Annotated in this window: 15 protein-coding genes; all 15 read left to right on the top strand. The window is 43.0% G+C overall.

What is annotated here, in order from left to right:
* The 15 genes from ilvD to ylxM all read left to right on the top strand — a co-directional run bounded on the left by ilvD (position 1) and on the right by ylxM (position 18,216).
* On the top strand, positions 1 to 1,668 hold the full coding sequence (gene ilvD / locus ACIRUQ_RS07250) for a dihydroxy-acid dehydratase (protein WP_055289093.1): 1,668 nt from the start codon (positions 1 to 3) through the stop codon (positions 1,666 to 1,668).
* Positions 1,669 to 1,710: 42 nt separating this feature from the next.
* A complete protein-coding gene (gene ilvB / locus ACIRUQ_RS07245) occupies positions 1,711 to 3,390 on the top strand; it encodes a biosynthetic-type acetolactate synthase large subunit (protein WP_055289091.1) in 1,680 nt (559 codons plus the stop codon).
* 373 nt (positions 3,391 to 3,763) lie between these two features.
* Complete coding sequence (gene serC / locus ACIRUQ_RS07240) at positions 3,764 to 4,849, top strand: 3-phosphoserine/phosphohydroxythreonine transaminase (protein ID WP_021740130.1); 1,086 nt, start codon at positions 3,764 to 3,766, stop codon at positions 4,847 to 4,849.
* A 97-nt stretch (positions 4,850 to 4,946) separates the two neighbouring features.
* Positions 4,947 to 6,110, top strand: a complete 1,164-nt coding sequence (locus ACIRUQ_RS07235; RefSeq protein ID WP_055289090.1) for a phosphoglycerate dehydrogenase — start codon at positions 4,947 to 4,949, stop codon at positions 6,108 to 6,110.
* Between the two features lie 79 nt (positions 6,111 to 6,189).
* A complete protein-coding gene (locus ACIRUQ_RS07230; protein ID WP_021740132.1) occupies positions 6,190 to 7,431 on the top strand; it encodes a DUF1015 domain-containing protein in 1,242 nt (413 codons plus the stop codon).
* 26 nt (positions 7,432 to 7,457) lie between these two features.
* Positions 7,458 to 8,357 (top strand): mechanosensitive ion channel family protein, encoded by a 900-nt coding sequence (locus tag ACIRUQ_RS07225; protein ID WP_021740133.1) that lies wholly within the window; start codon positions 7,458 to 7,460, stop codon positions 8,355 to 8,357.
* Positions 8,358 to 8,576: 219 nt separating this feature from the next.
* A complete protein-coding gene (locus ACIRUQ_RS07220) occupies positions 8,577 to 9,815 on the top strand; it encodes a dicarboxylate/amino acid:cation symporter (RefSeq protein WP_055289088.1) in 1,239 nt (412 codons plus the stop codon).
* A gap of 381 nt (positions 9,816 to 10,196) precedes the next feature.
* Positions 10,197 to 10,400 carry a cold shock domain-containing protein gene (locus tag ACIRUQ_RS07215; RefSeq protein ID WP_021740136.1) on the top strand — a complete coding sequence of 68 codons (204 nt, stop codon included), beginning with the start codon at positions 10,197 to 10,199 and terminating at the stop codon, positions 10,398 to 10,400.
* Positions 10,401 to 10,613: 213 nt separating this feature from the next.
* On the top strand, positions 10,614 to 13,535 hold the full coding sequence (locus tag ACIRUQ_RS07210; RefSeq protein ID WP_055289086.1) for an insulinase family protein: 2,922 nt from the start codon (positions 10,614 to 10,616) through the stop codon (positions 13,533 to 13,535).
* A gap of 13 nt (positions 13,536 to 13,548) precedes the next feature.
* Entirely contained in the window at positions 13,549 to 14,451 is a 903-nt protein-coding gene (gene era, locus ACIRUQ_RS07205; protein WP_021740138.1) for a GTPase Era, read from the top strand.
* 58 nt (positions 14,452 to 14,509) lie between these two features.
* Complete coding sequence (locus ACIRUQ_RS07200; RefSeq protein WP_022036329.1) at positions 14,510 to 14,701, top strand: hypothetical protein; 192 nt, start codon at positions 14,510 to 14,512, stop codon at positions 14,699 to 14,701.
* A complete protein-coding gene (gene recO, locus ACIRUQ_RS07195; protein ID WP_021740139.1) occupies positions 14,640 to 15,371 on the top strand; it encodes a DNA repair protein RecO in 732 nt (243 codons plus the stop codon). Before ACIRUQ_RS07200 ends, recO begins: the two co-directional genes overlap by 62 nt.
* A 169-nt stretch (positions 15,372 to 15,540) precedes the next feature.
* Positions 15,541 to 16,161, top strand: a complete 621-nt coding sequence (locus ACIRUQ_RS07190; protein ID WP_055289084.1) for a hypothetical protein — start codon at positions 15,541 to 15,543, stop codon at positions 16,159 to 16,161.
* Positions 16,162 to 16,206: 45 nt separating this feature from the next.
* Complete coding sequence (locus ACIRUQ_RS07185; RefSeq protein WP_022036326.1) at positions 16,207 to 17,604, top strand: glycine--tRNA ligase; 1,398 nt, start codon at positions 16,207 to 16,209, stop codon at positions 17,602 to 17,604.
* A gap of 267 nt (positions 17,605 to 17,871) precedes the next feature.
* Complete coding sequence (gene ylxM / locus ACIRUQ_RS07180; RefSeq protein WP_022036325.1) at positions 17,872 to 18,216, top strand: YlxM family DNA-binding protein; 345 nt, start codon at positions 17,872 to 17,874, stop codon at positions 18,214 to 18,216.
* Positions 18,217 to 18,218: the final 2 nt, after the last annotated feature.

Here is an 18,218-nt window from a genome sequence, read left to right as displayed (position 1 = left end):
ATGAGAAGTGACAATGTTACAAAAGGGATGCAGCAGGCACCTCACAGATCTTTATTCAATGCACTTGGTTATACCAAGGAAGAGTTAGACAGACCATTAGTAGGTATTGTAAGCTCCTACAATGAGATTGTACCAGGTCATATGAATCTGGATAAAATCGTAGAAGCTGTAAAAATGGGTGTCGCAATGGCGGGTGGTACACCGATTGTCTTCCCGGCTATTGCAGTATGTGATGGTATCGCCATGGGTCATACAGGAATGAAATATTCTCTGGTAACCCGTGATCTGATCGCAGATTCCACAGAGTGTATGGCAATGGCACATCAGTTTGATGCACTGGTTATGGTTCCGAACTGCGATAAAAACGTGCCGGGACTTCTGATGGCAGCAGCCAGACTGAATATCCCAACCGTATTCGTAAGTGGCGGTCCGATGCTGGCCGGTCATATTCATGGTAAAAAAAGAAGTCTTTCTTCCATGTTTGAGGCAGTCGGTTCTTACGCAGCAGGTACTATGACAGAAGACGAAGTAAGAGAGTATGAAGAAAAAGTATGCCCGACCTGTGGTTCTTGTTCCGGTATGTACACAGCAAACTCTATGAACTGCCTGACCGAAGCAATCGGTATGGGACTTCCGGGAAACGGAACTATCCCGGCAGTATATTCTGAGAGAATTAAACTTGCAAAACATGCAGGTATGGCAGTTATGGAACTGTTAAAGAGAAATATCCGTCCGCGTGATATTATGACAAAAGCAGCATTTATGAATGCATTAACTATGGATATGGCACTTGGATGTTCCACGAACTCCATGCTTCATCTCCCGGCAATTGCACATGAGGCCGGTGTAGATATTGATCTTGATATTGCAAATGCACTGAGTGAGAAGACACCAAATCTCTGCCACCTTGCACCGGCAGGTCCAACTTACATGGAGGACTTAAACGAGGCAGGCGGTGTGTCCGCAGTTATGTCTGAGTTAAACAAAATCGGTCTGCTGGATACAAGCTGTATGACAGTCACAGGAAAGACAATCGCTGAAAATATTCAGGGTGTTGTAAATAAGAATCCGGAAGTTATCCGTCCGGTTGAAAATCCGTACAGTAAGACAGGCGGAATTGCTGTACTGAAAGGTAACCTTGCACCGGATTCCGCAGTTGTAAAACGTTCCGCAGTTGTACCGGAAATGATGGTACATGAAGGACCGGCACGCGTATTTGATTGTGAGGAAGATGCAATTGCAGCAATCAAAGGCGGAAAGATCGTGGAAGGCGACGTGGTTGTTATCCGTTATGAGGGACCGAAAGGTGGTCCGGGTATGCGTGAGATGCTGAATCCGACATCTGCGATCGCAGGTATGGGTCTTGGTTCTTCCGTAGCTCTGATCACAGACGGACGTTTCTCCGGAGCATCCAGAGGAGCTTCTATCGGACATGTATCACCGGAAGCAGCAGTCGGCGGTCCGATTGCGTTCGTAGAGGAAGGCGATATTATCAAGATCAACATTCCGGAGAATACGTTGAATGTAGATATTACTGACGAAGAAATGGAAGCAAGAAAAGCAAAATGGCAGCCGCGTGAGCCAAAGATCACAACAGGATATCTGGCACGTTACGCTTCCATGGTTACATCTGGAAATACAGGTGCTATTCTGAAGACAAGTAAATAAGATCAGAAGTTAAGATTAGATAGAAAAGAGGAACAAAAGCATATGCAGTTGACAGGATCACAGGTTGTTATCGAATGCTTAAAAGAGCAGGGCGTGGATACCGTGTTCGGTTATCCGGGCGGAGCAATTTTAAACGTTTACGATGAACTATACAAACATAGCGATGAAATTCACCATGTGCTTACGTCCCATGAACAGGGAGCTTCCCATGCTGCGGATGGATATGCCCGTTCCACCGGTAAAGTCGGTGTGTGTCTGGCTACTTCCGGACCGGGTGCAACAAATCTGGTAACCGGTATCGCAACCGCATACATGGATTCTGTTCCAATGGTGGCTATTACCTGTAATGTAGGTGTGCCATTGCTTGGAAAGGACAGTTTTCAGGAGATTGATATCGCAGGTATCACGACACCGATCACAAAGCATAATTTTATTGTAAAAGATATTAACAAACTTGCTGATGTGATCCGCCGTGCATTTCGGATTGCCCAGACCGGGCGTCCGGGACCTGTGCTGGTAGATATTCCTAAGGATGTTACTGCAGCCACAACGGAATTTGAATTTCAGCAGATTCCACCGGTTGCACGCAAGATTGATAAAATGACTGAAGCTGATCTGGAGCAGGCAGCAGCCATGATCCGTGATGCGAAAAAACCGTATATCTTTGTAGGAGGCGGTACAGTTATATCCGGAGCAAGTGAAGAACTTGCAAAATTTGCAGAGAGAGTGGATGCACCGGTATGTGATTCCCTGATGGGAAAAGGTGCATTTGACGGAACCAATGACCGATACAGTGGAATGCTCGGAATGCATGGTACAAAAGCTTCCAACTATGGCGTGAGCGAATGCGATCTGCTGATCGCCGTTGGTGTCCGTTTCAGTGACCGTGTCATTGGTGATGCAAAACGATTTGCGAGCAATGCGAAGATTCTGCAGTTTGATGTGGATCCGGCGGAGATCAACAAAAATATCCAGACGGATGCCAGTGTGATCGGAGATATCAAGGAAATCCTGAAACGTGTGAACCATCTGTTAGAACAGCAGGAGCACACAGAATGGATGCAGCAGATTAGTGAATTTAAGGAAAAATATCCGTTAACCTACAAAAAAGAAGGATTATCCGGACCGTTTGTTATGGAGGAAATTTATCGCCAGACAAAGGGTGATGCTATCATTGTTACAGAAGTGGGACAGCACCAGATGTGGGCGGCGCAGTATTATAAGTATTCAAAACCGCGTACATTACTGACCTCCGGCGGCCTTGGTACCATGGGATATGGTCTTGGTGCAGCAATCGGCGCACAGGTTGCAAATCCGGAAAAGCAGGTCATCAATATTGCCGGAGACGGATGTTTTCGTATGAATATGAATGAGATTGCGACAGCAGTCCGTCAGCAGCTGCCACTGATCCAGATCGTGATCAATAATCAGGTGCTTGGCATGGTACATCAGTGGCAGGGATTATTTTATGAGAAACGTTATTCCAATACGATCTTAAATGATGGTGTGGATTTCGTAAAACTTGCTGAGGCTATGGGAGCCACAGGCATGCGTGCAACGTCACAGGAAGCGTTTGCTGAAGAACTGGCAAAAGCACTGGAAATGAAGACACCGGTACTTATCGATTGTATCATTGACAGTGATGATAATGTCTGGCCAATGGTAGCACCCGGTGCACCGATCAGCGAAGCATTTGATGAGTCTGATCTGAGGAACAGATAATCATCTCAGTCTGAGTTGAGACTCCCACTTCTGCAAGTGGTGAGTAATAACAAATCTTTCTCAGTGGGAGTTCAATCTCCGACTGAGATAAACGCTCCGCGAGGATGTGCAGTGATTCTGAGAAGAATATGTCAGCTTTCGCTGACCAGAATCACGCACCAAGTCTCACGTGCGTTCGACTTGAACTGGTTTAACAGTTCAGAATCATTGTGCGTTAAAAAGTGCATTTGTCTCAGCCGGAGATGTGTAATTTTCTCTGACTGAGATGATAAGACGCATCCGGGTGGCACTGTACAGGGAGAGTAATCTCTTTGCCACCTGGTATGTGTATAAAAAATCCTGCTGAGGCAGGAAAAATCCAGGAGGTTTTAAAATGAGCAGAGTTTACAATTTCTCAGCTGGACCGGCAGTATTACCGGTAGAAGTGCTGAAAGAGGCACAGGAGGAGATGCTTGATTACCGTGGATGCGGTATGTCTGTTATGGAAATGAGTCATCGTTCCTCCATGTTTCAGGAAATCATTGATGAAGCTGAAGCAGATTTAAGGGATTTATTACATATCCCGGATAACTACAAAGTATTATTTTTGCAGGGTGGTGGCGCATTACAGTTTTCCGCAGTTCCGATGAACCTGATGAAAAACGGTGTAGCTGATTATATCGTGACAGGTCAGTGGGCAAAGAAAGCGTATGAAGAAGGAAAGAAATACGGAAAAGCGGTAAAGATTGCTTCTTCCGAAGATGAGACATTTACTTATATTCCGGATTGCTCCGATCTTCCGATTGATGATGATGCAGATTATGTATACATTTGCCAGAATAATACGATTTATGGAACAGTATATCATGAATTGCCAAATACCAAAGGAAAAATCCTGGTAGCAGATGTATCTTCCTGCTTCCTGTCTGAGCCGATGGACGTAGAAAAATATGGTGTGATCTGGGGCGGCGTACAGAAAAATATCGGACCTGCCGGTGTACAGATCGTTATCATCCGCGAAGATCTGATCCGCGATGATCTGCCGGAGTATGTCCCGACTCTGATGAAATACAAAACACAGGCTGACAAGGGTTCCATGTACAATACACCGCCATGCTATGGCATCTACATCTGTGGTAAAGTATTCAAATGGATCAAAAATCTTGGTGGTCTGGAAGCAATGAAGAAACGCAACGAGGAGAAAGCAGCAATTTTGTATGATTTCCTTGATAACAGTAAACTGTTCAAAGGTACCGTTCGCAAAGAAGATCGTTCTCTGATGAATGTTCCGTTTGTAACAGGTGACAAAGAACTGGATGCAAAATTTGTTGCAGAAGCAAAAGCGGCAGGCCTGGAGAACTTAAAAGGACACAGAACGGTTGGCGGTATGCGTGCTTCCATCTACAATGCTATGCCAAAAGAGGGCGTTATTGCATTGGTTGAGTTTATGAAGAAATTCGAAGCTGAGAACACAAAGTAAAAAAAGTGTGTAGCCGAAAGGCAATAGCTGACTGGGAAGGCGAGATGTCTCAGTCAAAAAAATGAGTTGAAAAAGTTGAAGAAAAGAGGAAACAAAAATGGTTCAGTTTCATTGTTTAAATCCGATCGCAGCCTGCGGTCTGGAATTATTCCCGGATACTTATAAGAAAACAGATGATTTCAATGCGGCAGAAGTTGCATTGGTGCGCAGTGCAGCTATGCATGATATGGAACTTCCCAAATCACTGCTGGCCGTAGCCCGTGCAGGTGCAGGTGTCAACAATATCCCGCTGGATAAATGCGCAGAGCAGGGAATCGTCGTATTCAATACACCAGGTGCAAACGCAAACGGTGTAAAAGAGCTGGTGATTGCCGGTATGCTTCTTGCAAGCCGTGATATCACAGGCGGTATCGACTGGGTAAAAGAGAACAAAGAAGATGCAGGAATTGCAAAAGCTGCTGAGAAAGCAAAAAAAGCATTTGCAGGAACTGAAATCAAAGGGAAAAAACTTGGTGTCATCGGACTTGGAGCCATCGGTGTGCAGGTTGCCAATGCGGCGGTAGCACTGGGCATGGATGTGCTTGGTTATGATCCGTATTTGTCTGTCAATGCAGCATGGAATGTTTCTACAAAAGTAAAACATGTGCTGGCAGTAGAAGATATTTATAAAGAGTGTGATTTCATCACGATTCATGTACCACTTCTGGATTCTACAAAAGGAATGATCAGTAAAGAAGCAATCGCAATGATGAAAGAGAATGTAATTGTTCTGAATTTCGCGCGTGATACGTTAGTAGATGAAGCTGCTATGGTGGAGGCTTTAAAAGCCGGAAAAGTACGCAAATATGTCGTAGATTTCCCGAATCCGACTACAGCAGGCATGGAGAATTGCATTGTAATCCCACATCTTGGCGCATCTACTGCAGAATCTGAGGACAACTGTGCAGTAATGGCTGTACAGGAAGTGATTGATTATATTGAGAATGGAAATATTACACATTCTGTAAATTATCCGGATTGTAACATGGGTGTATGCACAGGTGCTGCGAGAATAGCAATTCTGCATAAAAACATCAAGAATATGATTGGTCAGTATTCATCTGTATTAGGTGAAGCAGGTGTCAATATTGCTGACATGACAAACAAGAGCCGCAATGACTATGCTTATTCACTTCTGGATCTGGATGCTCCGGCAACTGCAGATGTTGTTGAAAAACTGGCTGCAATTGACGGTGTATTAAAAGTAAGAGTGATCAAATAAAAGGATCATTGAGTCAGCGTGGGAACAGGGAGTACAGCTCTGTTTCCACGCTATTGTTATTTCAAAGGAGACATTAAAAATGGCAGAGATCAGACCATTTGCATGTGTGCGCCCATGCAGAGAGAAAGCAGCAAAAATTGCTGCATTACCATATGATGTATATAATCGCAAAGAAGCAAAAGAGGAAGTATTGCGTGAGCCGGAATCTTTTCTGAAAATCGACCGTGCTGAGACACAGTTTGATGATTCTGTGGATATTTATGCACCGGAGGTCTATCAGAAAGCCCACGATATGTTATGGGATATGATAGCAAAGGGGGATTTTATCAGAGATAAAAAATCTTGTTACTATATCTATGAGCTGACCATGAACGGGCGGACTCAGACTGGTATTACCGCATGCGCATCCATTGATGATTATGAGAATAATGTGATCAAAAAGCATGAGAATACCCGTGCAGAAAAGGAGCTGGATCGTATTCGTCACGTGGATATCTGTGATGCACAGACCGGCCCTATCTTTCTTGCATACCGTGATAATGCAGCAATCACAGCCATTGTAAATAAAATAAAAACACAGGATGTGGAATATGATTTTACTTCTCCGGATGGCATTCGTCACAGAGTATGGGTAATCGGGGAAGCAGGGGATATTGCAGCAATCCGAAAGGCATTTGCGGATATTGACCAGCTTTATATCGCAGATGGTCATCATCGGGCTGCTTCTGCCGTAAAAGTAGGAGAAAAAAGAAGAAATGAGCATCCGGGGTATACCGGGGAAGAAGAATTCAATTTCTTCCTGTCTGTATTATTCCCGGAGAGTGAATTAAAGATCCTTGATTACAATCGTGTAGTGAAAGACTTAAACGGCATGACAGAGGACGCATTTTTACAGAAAATAAAGGAGATTTTTGAAGTTTCCGAGTTGATTGCAAAAGACAAGCATCCACAAGAGAAAGGAACATTTTCCATGTATTTGAAGGAGCGGTGGTATACCTGTAAAGTCCGCCCGGAAGATCAGAGTGAAGATCCGGTGAAGGGGCTGGACGTTTCTTTATTACAGAATCTGATGTTGACACCGGTACTTGGTATTACAGATCCTAAGACAGATCCGCGGATTGATTTTGTCGGTGGTATCCGTGGAACAAAAGAGCTGGAAAAACGCTGCCATGAAGATGCAAAAGCAGCATTTGCCATGTATCCGACCTCCATTGGGGAACTGTTTGCAGTGGCAGATGCAGGACTTTTGATGCCGCCAAAATCAACCTGGTTTGAACCAAAATTAAGAAGCGGATTATTTATCCATCTTCTGAATGAGTAAAATATAGAAAGAACTGGAGCAAATGTATGCTTAGATTTATATTAGCACAGAATCTGACGGATGAAGTAACGGATGTGGTAACGGACAATGTGACCTTCTGGTCCTGGGACACGATTGTGAAGTACTTTGAGGATTCCTTTCCGACAGTGCTGGACTTTCTGGTGAAACTGGTCATCGCGATTATCGTTCTGTTAGTGGGACGAAAAGTAATTAAACTGGTACGGAAATTTATCCGCAAATTTTTAAATAAAACCAACTGGGATGAAGGGGTCAAACAGTTTCTGGATAATATGTGTAATGTGGGATTGCATTTTGTACTGATCATGCTGGTACTTGGTAAATTCGGTATAACTGCAAGTTCAGTGATCGCAGTCATTGGTTCTGTCGGATTGTCTGTCGGCCTGGCGTTGCAGGGAACTCTTTCCAATTTTGCCGGTGGTGTTCTGATCCTGATTTTAAAACCGTTTAAAGTGGGGGATTATATCTGTGAGGATACTCACGGAAACGAAGGAACTGTTTCGGAAATTCAGCTATGTTATACAAAGCTGCTTACGGTTGATAACAAGACGGTTGTCCTGCCAAATGGCAGTCTGTCCAATTCCAGTCTGACAAACCTGACACAGCAGAATAAACGACGTATCGATATTACCGTCGGCATTTCTTACGATGCGGATATCCGACTTGCAAAACAAGTGATTTCGGATGTGTTGGAGCAGGAAAAAAACTGTATGACAAACGAAGAACCATATCATGTTTTTGTAGACAGTCTCGGTGACAGCGCTGTTGTTATCGGGATCCGCGTCTGGGTAAAGACAGAGGATTACTGGGAAACCAGATGGCGTATCACGGAAAACGTAAAATATGCCCTGGATGAACATCAGATTGAAATTCCATTTCCGCAGGTTTCGGTTTCTGTAAAATCATAAAAGAAGCGGTTATTTCAATATAAAATGAATAAACTTCAAGATAAAATGGAAGAAAATTGTTGTGGAAAATGTGGTTGAAATATGGTATTGTTAATGACAATGTGTTTATCAATGACATAATAAAAACTTTCGTTATTGGTAAGTGGAGATATCTTTTGACAAAGTAAAATTGTATAGAGGATATTTCAAAAAATACGTATCTGAAAGGGAAAGTGGGAGATGAATAAACAAAAGAAAAAACTGCCATTGGCAATGCAGATTTTTATTGCATTGATCCTGGCAATCGTTGTAGGTTTGCTAATGCAAAGTCAGGCAGCCTTTACGGAAAATTATATCAAACCATTTGGTACGATTTTCCTGAATTTATTGAAATTTATTGTAGTTCCGATTGTATTATTTTCTATTATGTGTGGAATCATATCTATGAAGGATATTAAAAAAGTAGGTACGATTGGATTAAAAACAGTGCTCTACTACATGTGCACCACAGCATTTGCAATTACGATCGGTTTGATTGGTGGAAATGTTTTTCAGCGTTTCTTTCCGGTGATCGCAACCACAGATCTGGCTTATGAGATGCCGGAAAAAACATCTGTCATGGATACGATTGTAAATATTTTTCCATCTAACTTTATCAGTCCGATGGTGGAATCTAATATGTTGCAGGTTATTGTCATTGCCCTGTTGCTTGGATTTTCCATTATTAAACTTGGTGAGAAAAATATTGGGATTGTTAAAGCATGCAATAACATCAATGAAATTTTCATGAAATGTATGGAGATGATTCTGAAATTGTCTCCAATCGGTGTATTCTGTCTGCTTTGTCCGGTAGTTGCAAGTAATGGTGCAGCAATCATTGGTTCTTTGGCTATGGTATTGCTTGCAGCGTACATTTGTTATATCTTACATGCAGTTGTAGTATACTCTGTTGCAGTGAAAACTATGGGAGGCATAAGTCCGGCAAAATTCTTCAAAGAAATGCTTCCGGCGATCATGTTCGCTTTTTCTAGTGCATCTTCGGTAGGAACACTCCCAATCAACATGGAGTGTGTGGAGAAACTTGGTGCAAAAAAAGAAGTATCTTCCTTTGTACTTCCATTGGGAGCTACCATTAATATGGATGGAACTGCAATCTATCAGGGCGTATGTGCAATTTTCATTGCATCCTGTTACGGTATTCATCTGACATTACCGCAGATGATGACCATTATTCTGACGGCAACATTGGCATCCATTGGTACCGCAGGCGTTCCGGGTTCCGGGATGGTCATGTTGGCAATGGTGCTGACTTCCGTAGGACTTCCGGTAGACGGCATTGCACTGGTAGCTGGTGTGGATCGTATTTTTGATATGGGGCGTACTACTGTCAATATTACCGGAGATGCAAGCTGCTGTATTATTGTTTCCAATCAGGAATCTAAGAAAGAACAGCGCAGAGCAAAAAAAGTACAGCCATAAGTTCAAGTCGAACGCACGTGAGACTTGGTGCGTGATTCTGGTCAGCGAAAGCTGACATATTCTTTTCAGAATCACTGCACATCCACGCGGAGCGTTTATCTCAGTCGGAGATTGTACTCCCACTGAGAAAGACTTGTTTTTACTCACCACTTGCAGAAGTGGGAGTCTTCTCGACTGAGATAAAACTGAAGAAAACAGGGTTATTTTGCAGAAATTTAGAAAGAAATATTCAACATTACAGAAAAAGAGCATATGATTCGTTTATTGTGAATAAATAAATGACAGATTTTTCGTATTTTCTTGACAAAAATATTGAAGTGTGATACGTTTAAGTTGTCAATTTTGCACAGATTGTGCGCATGTTTTAGGAGGAAGTATTTTATGCAACAGGGAACTGTAAAATGGTTTAATGCAAAAAAGGGTTATGGATTTATTTCAGATGCAGAAGGAAATGATATTTTCGTTCATTTCTCCGCACTGAACATGGATGGATTCAAAGAGCTGAAAGATGGGGAAGCTGTTGAATTTGAAGTGATCGAAGGTGATAAAGGGCCACAGGCTGCAAACGTTACACGCCTTGGTTAATTTATTTAGATAAATGAATATGACCCCAAGGGGCTGTCCATTAGGACAGCCCTTTTTGAATGAGAAGACAGCAGACAAAATGTGATATGTCTGCTGTCTCTTTACTTTTGGAGGAAAGTGTGTAAGAATAAGAGATACTGGAAAAACTACAGCAAAGTATATTATAGAAAAGACAGTCTGTCAGAAGACAGAAGAAAATGGAGGAAACGATATTTGAAACCAGAATTGAGTCAGTTAAACGCTTATGAAATCAGAGAGGAGAAAAGACTGGATGACATTCATTCAGACGGCATATTGCTGGTGCACAAAAAGAGTGGTGCACGTATCTGTGTTATGTCGAATGAAGATGTCAATAAAGTATTTTATATCGCATTCCGCACACCGCCAAAGGACAGCACCGGTGTACCGCATATCATTGAGCATACCGTATTATGCGGCAGTAAAAAATTCCCGGTGAAGGATCCTTTTATTGAGTTGGTAAAAGGCTCTCTCAATACATTTTTAAATGCAATGACTTATCCGGATAAAACCATTTATCCGGTGGCAAGCTGCAATGACAAAGATTTTCAGAATCTGATGGATGTTTATCTGGACAGTGTATTTTCACCGAACATTTATAAGGAACAGAACATCTTCCGTCAGGAGGGCTGGCATTATGAATTGAACAGTCCGGAAGACGAGCTGACGCTGAACGGTGTTGTATACAATGAGATGAAAGGCGCCTTTTCTTCTGCAGATGGTGTGCTGGATCGTGAGATTTTACGCTCCTTATTCCCGGATACTCCATACAGCAATGAGTCCGGCGGAGATCCGCAGGTGATTCCGGAGCTGACTTACGAGGCGTATCTGGATTTCCATCGTCAGTATTATCATCCATCCAATTCCTGGATCTATCTGTATGGTGATATGGATGTGGTGGAAAAACTGAAGTGGCTGGATCAGGAATATTTAAGCAATTATGACAGAATCAATGTGGATTCTGCGATTCCGGAGCAGGCACCTTTTACAGAACCGGTGGAACATGAGATTCCATATTCTATCTCCAGTACAGACAGTACAGAAAACAATACGTATCTGTCCTGCAACTGGGCGGTTGGAAACAATCTGAACAGAGAGCAGTATATTGCGTTTGATATTCTGGATTATGCTCTGCTCAGTACCCAGGGGGCACCGATCAAACAGGCTCTGCTGGATGCGGGGATCGGTACGGATATCTATGGTGGTTATGACAGCAGCAGCTATCAGCCGGTTTTTTCGATTGTTGCAAAACATGCCAATGCTTCCGATCAGAAGCGTTTCGTCCAGATCATCCGTAAGGTGCTGCAGGAGCAGGTGGAAAACGGAATTAACAAAAAGACATTGCTGGCTGCTATTAACGGTTCGGAGTTTAAGTTCCGTGAGGCAGATTTTGGACGTTTTCCAAAAGGACTGATGTTTGGCCTGCAGATCATGGACAGCTGGCTGTATGATGAGAATGCACCATTCCTTCATATAGAAGAACTGGGTGTTTACGATTATCTGCGAAAACAACTGGAAACGGATTATTTTGAACAGTTGATCCAGAAATATTTTCTGGATAATACACATAATGCACTTGTCCGTGTTGTTCCGGAGATTGGTCTGACCGGTAAACGGGAACAGGCATTAAAAGAAAAACTGCAGGCATATAAAGCGTCTCTGAGCAAAGAGGAGATTGACAAACTTGTAGAAGAGACGAAGGCACTGGAAATATATGAGGAAGAGCCATCTACCAAGGAACAGCTGGAGACCATTCCGCTGCTTTCACGTGAGGACATGAAGCAGACAAGTGAACCTTATAAGAATGCGGAAGAAACGATCAATGGTATTCCGTATCTGTGGCATGAGTATCAGACGAATGGTATTGTATATCTGGATCTGCTGTTTGATGCACATCATATTTCTGAGGAACTGATTCCGTATCTTGGCATTTTGAAAATACTGATGGGTAAATTAAATACATCGGATTACAGCTATACAGATTTTACGGATGAAGTCAATCTGTATACCGGAGGTATTTCCAATGAAGTAAATGTCACAGGAGATGTGCAGCGGGCAGACTGCTATCAGGTAAAATATGAAGTCCGTCTGAAGACACTGAAATCCAATCTCAGCCGTGGCGTGGAATTGATCCGAAGTATGATGCTTTCTACACAGTTCACAGATGAAAAACGTATTTATGAGGTGCTGGCACAGGTTAAATCCAGACTTCGCAATGAACTCAGTGACAGCGGTAATGTGGTTTCTGCGACAAGGGCATTATCTTATTATTCAAAGCGGGCAAAATATGCAGACAGCATTCAGGGTATCGGATTTTATGAAAGCCTTGACCGGATTGTGACAGACTATGAGACAGAAAAACAGAAACTGATGGAAAAAATGCAGGAAGTATGCAGTCTGATCTTTCAACCACAAAATCTTCTGGTCAGTGTCACCAGTGATGCAGCCGGATACGCAGCACTCAGGGAGTTGTCTGTACAGCTTACCGAAGGATTGTATGCGGATACAGCAAAGGAACATGTGGAAATCTCCCTGCCGGAACAGAAGAATGAAGGATTTCTGGACGCTTCCCAGATTCAGTATGTGTCTCTGGCGGGTAATTTTGCAAAGGGAGGAGCTTCCTACAACGGTTCTATGCGTGTGTTTAGAGTGATCATGAATTATGAGTATCTGTGGCAGAATATCCGTGTCAAGGGCGGTGCTTATGGATGCAGCACAAATATAGGCAGAAACGGGGACGTATGCTTTTTGTCTTACCGTGATCCGAATCTGGGACGTACTTTGGATGTGTATCGTGGTGTGCCGGAGTATTTGAAAAATTTTGAGATAGATGAGCGTGGTATGACCCGCCTTGTCATTGGTGCTTTCAGTGAACTGGACGCTCCGCTGACACCGTTAAGCCAGGGCAGAAGATCGCTGCTTTCTTATCTGACCGGTGTAACTTACGAGATGATCCAGGAAGAGCGGCAGCAGGCATTGCACACACGTCCGCAGGATATCAAAGATCTTGCAGATGTTATGCAGACAGCATTGGATCACAGCTATATCTGTGCCATCGGAAATGAAGGAAAATTGCAGGAAGAATCAGACCTGTTTGATGTATTAGAAACGTTGTAAAAGGAGATAACATATGAATGCAAATTTTAAATCAGGTTTTGTGACACTGATTGGCAGACCGAATGTAGGTAAATCCACATTGATGAATCAGCTGATCGGTCAGAAAATCGCCATTACATCTAAAAAACCACAGACCACAAGAAATCGGATCCAGACTGTGTATACAGACACAGACCGGGGGCAGATCGTATTTCTGGATACACCGGGTATTCACAAAGCAAAAAACAAACTGGGTGAATATATGGTGACTGTTGCGGAGCGTACGTTACAGGATGTGGATGTGATTGTATGGCTGGTAGAACCGAGCACTTTTATTGGCGCCGGTGAGCAGCATATTGCAGAGCAGCTGCGCAAATCCAATCTGCCTGTGATCCTGGTCATCAACAAGACGGATACAGTAAAAAAAGAAGAAGTATTGCTGTTTATCGATGCATACCGCAAACTTCTGGATTTTGCTGAGATTATTCCGGCATCTGCGCTGCATGGGGATAATACAGATACGATCATTGATATGATTTTTAAATATCTGCCGTATGGTCCGATGTTTTACGATGAAGATACTGTGACTGATCAGCCGGAGCGTCAGATCGTGGCAGAGATCATCCGTGAGAAAGCGTTGCATGCACTGGACGAGGAAATCCCACACGGTATTGCGGTAACGATCGAGTCCATGAAACAGAGAAAGAACGGAATTACGGATATTGAGGCTACCATTATCTGTGAGCGGGATTCTCATAAGGGAATCATCATCGGAAAAGGTGGAGCGATGCTGAAAAAGATTGGAAGTAATGCCCGTTTTGAAATTGAAAAACTGCTGGAAGGCAAAGTCAACCTGCGTCTCTGGGTAAAAGTGCGCAAAGGCTGGCGTGACAGCGATATCCAGATGAAAAATTTTGGATATAACATCAACGAATAATCCGTAACAGACTGCATACTCTAACAGTATCTGGAGAAGAGATAAGGGGGAGTATGCAATGGAAGATAAAAAATGGCTGAGTTTTGAAAAAAGCGGACGGGTTTCTGATTATCTGACTTACTGTCGCAGCAGTATTGGAAAATATGCAGACTATGAGACCGACAGCCAGGGAAGAAGTGGAATGATTTATGGGGCAGACTTGCATTCTGACAGGAATGATCCTGAATACGATGCCGGTGGGAGAATATGATAAGAGAATTACAATATTAACCCGGGAACGCGGAAAAATCACTGCTTTTGCCCGGGGAGCCAGAAGACCGAAAAGTTCCTTGCAGGCGGCAACGAACCTGTTTTGCTTTGGTACGTTTGAGGCTTATGAGGGACGCAGTTCCTATACGGTGGTGAAGGCGGAGATCAGTAATTACTTCCGGGAACTTGCCATGGATCTGGATAAGACGTATTATGGTTGTTACTTTCTGGAACTGGCAGACTATTTCTGCCAGGAAAACAACGACTGTATCAATCAGCTGAAACTGGTATATCAGACATTGCGGGCACTCAATGTACCGTCTTTGTCACCGAAACTGGTGCGGGTGATCTATGAACTGAAGACACTGGTGTATTTTGGTGTCTATCCGAATGTGTTTGCATGTACTTCCTGTGGCAGCCGGGAACAGCTTTGGTGCTTTGATGAAAAAAGTAACGGTGTCATGTGCAGGGAATGTCAGCCGGGTCCCGTGAAATATCCGCTGGATGAAGCAGCGTTATATACGATGCAGTACATAGTGACAGCACCGGTGGAAAAGCTGTACACCTTTACTGTTACGGAGGAAGTTCTTGGACAGGTAACAAAGCTGATTCAGTATTATATGAGACAGTATGTGGAAAAAGAATTGAAGACCCCTGTTTTTTTATCTTAGGAATACTTGCAATCAGAGGCGTAAACCGTTATAATTTAGAAATTGATGTAAAGTAGTATGAATCTGCAGTGATTCTTGAACTGTGGACAGAATGAATGTTCTGCTTTACAGAGAGTACAGAATAGCATAGAAACAGGGCATTCTTGAACCTGAAGCTGGAGGATAAGAGATGAAAAAAAGAATGGCGGCGCTTGGCTGTTGCATCGGTATGAGTGTGCTGCTTGGAGCATGCGGAGCTAAACTGGATGTGCAGGAGAATACGATCGCATTACAGAAAAGCGGCAAAGTTCTGGAAGCAGCCGTAGAATCTTTTGATCAGTCCTATTATGACGAGGAAGAGCTCAATACTTACGTGCAGAAAGCTGTGGAGGCATATACACAGGAACATGGAAAGAAATCTGTTTCTGTGACAGATTCAAAAGTAGAAGAGAAAAAGGCATATCTTACTCTGCAATATGAAGATGCAGAGACATTCAGTGATTTTTCAGGTATTGAGTGCTTTTCCGGAAGTATTGTGGAAGCACAGGCTGCCGGCTATGATTTTGATCTGGATTTTTATCCGGTGACAGAAGGCAAGGCAGACAAGAAATCCGTGAAAGGATCCACGTTGCTGAAAGAGGATGATCTGAAGGTGCTGATCGTAAAAGCAAATTCAGATCTGATCGTTCCGGGAAAAATTGTATATGTATCCGCAGATGGAACTGAAGTGACATCAGAGAAACAGGTAAATGTCACACAGAAGAAGCAGGATACAGACGAAGCGGTACTGGTTTATGTACTATATCAATAGGAATTGAAGGATACTTCAAAATAAATGGAAGAAAGAGGACATATAATGGAAAAGACAATGGAGAAAATTGTGGCACTGGCAAAATCCAGAGGATTTGTATATCCGGGATCTGAGATTTACGGTGGACTTGCAAATACATGGGATTATGGTAATCTTGGTGTAGAACTGAAGAACAATGTAAAAAAAGCATGGTGGCAGAAATTTATCCAGGAGAGTCCGTACAACGTAGGTGTTGATTGTGCAATCCTGATGAATCCGCAGACATGGGTGGCATCCGGACATCTTGGCGGGTTTTCTGATCCGCTGATGGATTGTAAAGAGTGCCATGAGCGTTTTCGTGCAGATAAGATCATTGAGGATTTTGCTGAGGAAAACCACATTGAATTAAAGGGTTCCGTAGATGGATGGACACAGGAAGAGATGAAAAACTTTATCACAGATAACAATGTACCGTGTCCGACCTGTGGCAAACATAATTTTACAGATATCCGTCAGTTCAACCTGATGTTCAAGACATTTCAGGGTGTCACAGAGGATGCAAAAAATACCGTATATCTTCGTCCGGAGACAGCACAGGGCATTTTCGTAAACTTCAAAAACGTACAGCGTACATCCAGAAAGAAAATCCCGTTTGGTATCGGACAAATCGGTAAATCTTTCCGTAATGAGATCACACCGGGTAACTTTACATTCCGTACCAGAGAGTTCGAACAGATGGAACTTGAGTTCTTCTGCGAGCCGGATACCGATCTGGAGTGGTTTGATTATTGGAGAAACTTCTGTATCAACTGGCTGAAATCTCTTGGAATGAAAGAAGAAGAGATGCGTGTCCGCGATCATGATCAGGAGGAGTTATCCTTCTACAGTAAAGCAACTAGTGATATTGAGTTTTTATTCCCGTTTGGATGGGGTGAGCTCTGGGGTATTGCAGACCGTACCGATTATGATCTAACTCAGCATCAAAATACATCCGGTCAGGATCTGACGTACTTTGATGACCAGAAAAATACAAAATATATCCCATACGTTATTGAACCGTCTCTCGGTGCAGACCGCGTGGTGCTTGCATTCCTGTGTGGTGCATATGATGAAGAAAACATCGGAACAGAGGAGAAACCGGATGTAAGAACCGTTCTTCATTTTCATCCGGCACTGGCTCCGGTTAAGATTGGTGTCCTTCCGTTATCCAAGAAATTAAATGACGGCGCTGAGAAAGTATTTGAGCAGCTTTGCAAAAAATACAACTGTGAGTTTGATGACAGAGGAAACATTGGTAAACGTTACCGTCGCCAGGATGAGATCGGTACACCGTTCTGTGTTACATACGATTTTGATTCCGAAGAAGATCATGCAGTTACTGTTCGTGACCGTGATACGATGGAACAGGTTCGCATTCCGATTGCTGAACTGGATGCTTATTTCGCAGACAAGTTTACATTCTAACGTGCGTTCATGAGCAAGTAGCGAAAGCGGATTGCGAATGTCCGCTTTACTATGATATTGCAGCCCTTATGAATGGTGGTCAACCGTTCCTAAGGGCTGTTCCTATTAAAAAAGAAATATGTGCTATTGATAGTTTTAAACGCGTAAGGCTGTGATAGCATACTTACTTGAGAAATTGTGCAGAGTGTCAGAAAAAAGTTTTAAAGTGTAAAGAAAAAATACTTGACAGGAAAAAATAAGTGTGATAATCTAGCAAAGGTGATTGACATGGAGAAAATTGGACGTCAGGTCTTTTTGTATGATTTTTATGGAGAATTGCTCACAGAGCATCAGAAACGTGTATATGAAGATGTTGTACTCAATGATATGTCATTGAGTGAGATTGCTGAGGAACTCGGGATCAGCCGTCAGGGTGTACATGATCTGGTAAAGCGATGTGATAAGATCCTTGCCGGATATGAAGAAAAACTTCATCTGGTAGAACGCTTCTGGAAGACAAAAGAAGATGTTTCAAAGATTCGTGATCTGTCACTTCATTATAACAAGGACTGTATTGCACAGACAATGGAGGAAATCAATCAGATTTCCGGACGGATTTTGGAGGAATTATAAGT

Origin of the sequence: Eubacterium ramulus (assembly GCF_045002895.1) — a bacterium.
GTDB lineage: Bacteria > Bacillota > Clostridia > Lachnospirales > Lachnospiraceae > Eubacterium_I > Eubacterium_I ramulus.
Note: the sequence above shows the minus strand (reverse complement) of the source record. Positions and strands in the feature narration are given on the sequence as shown.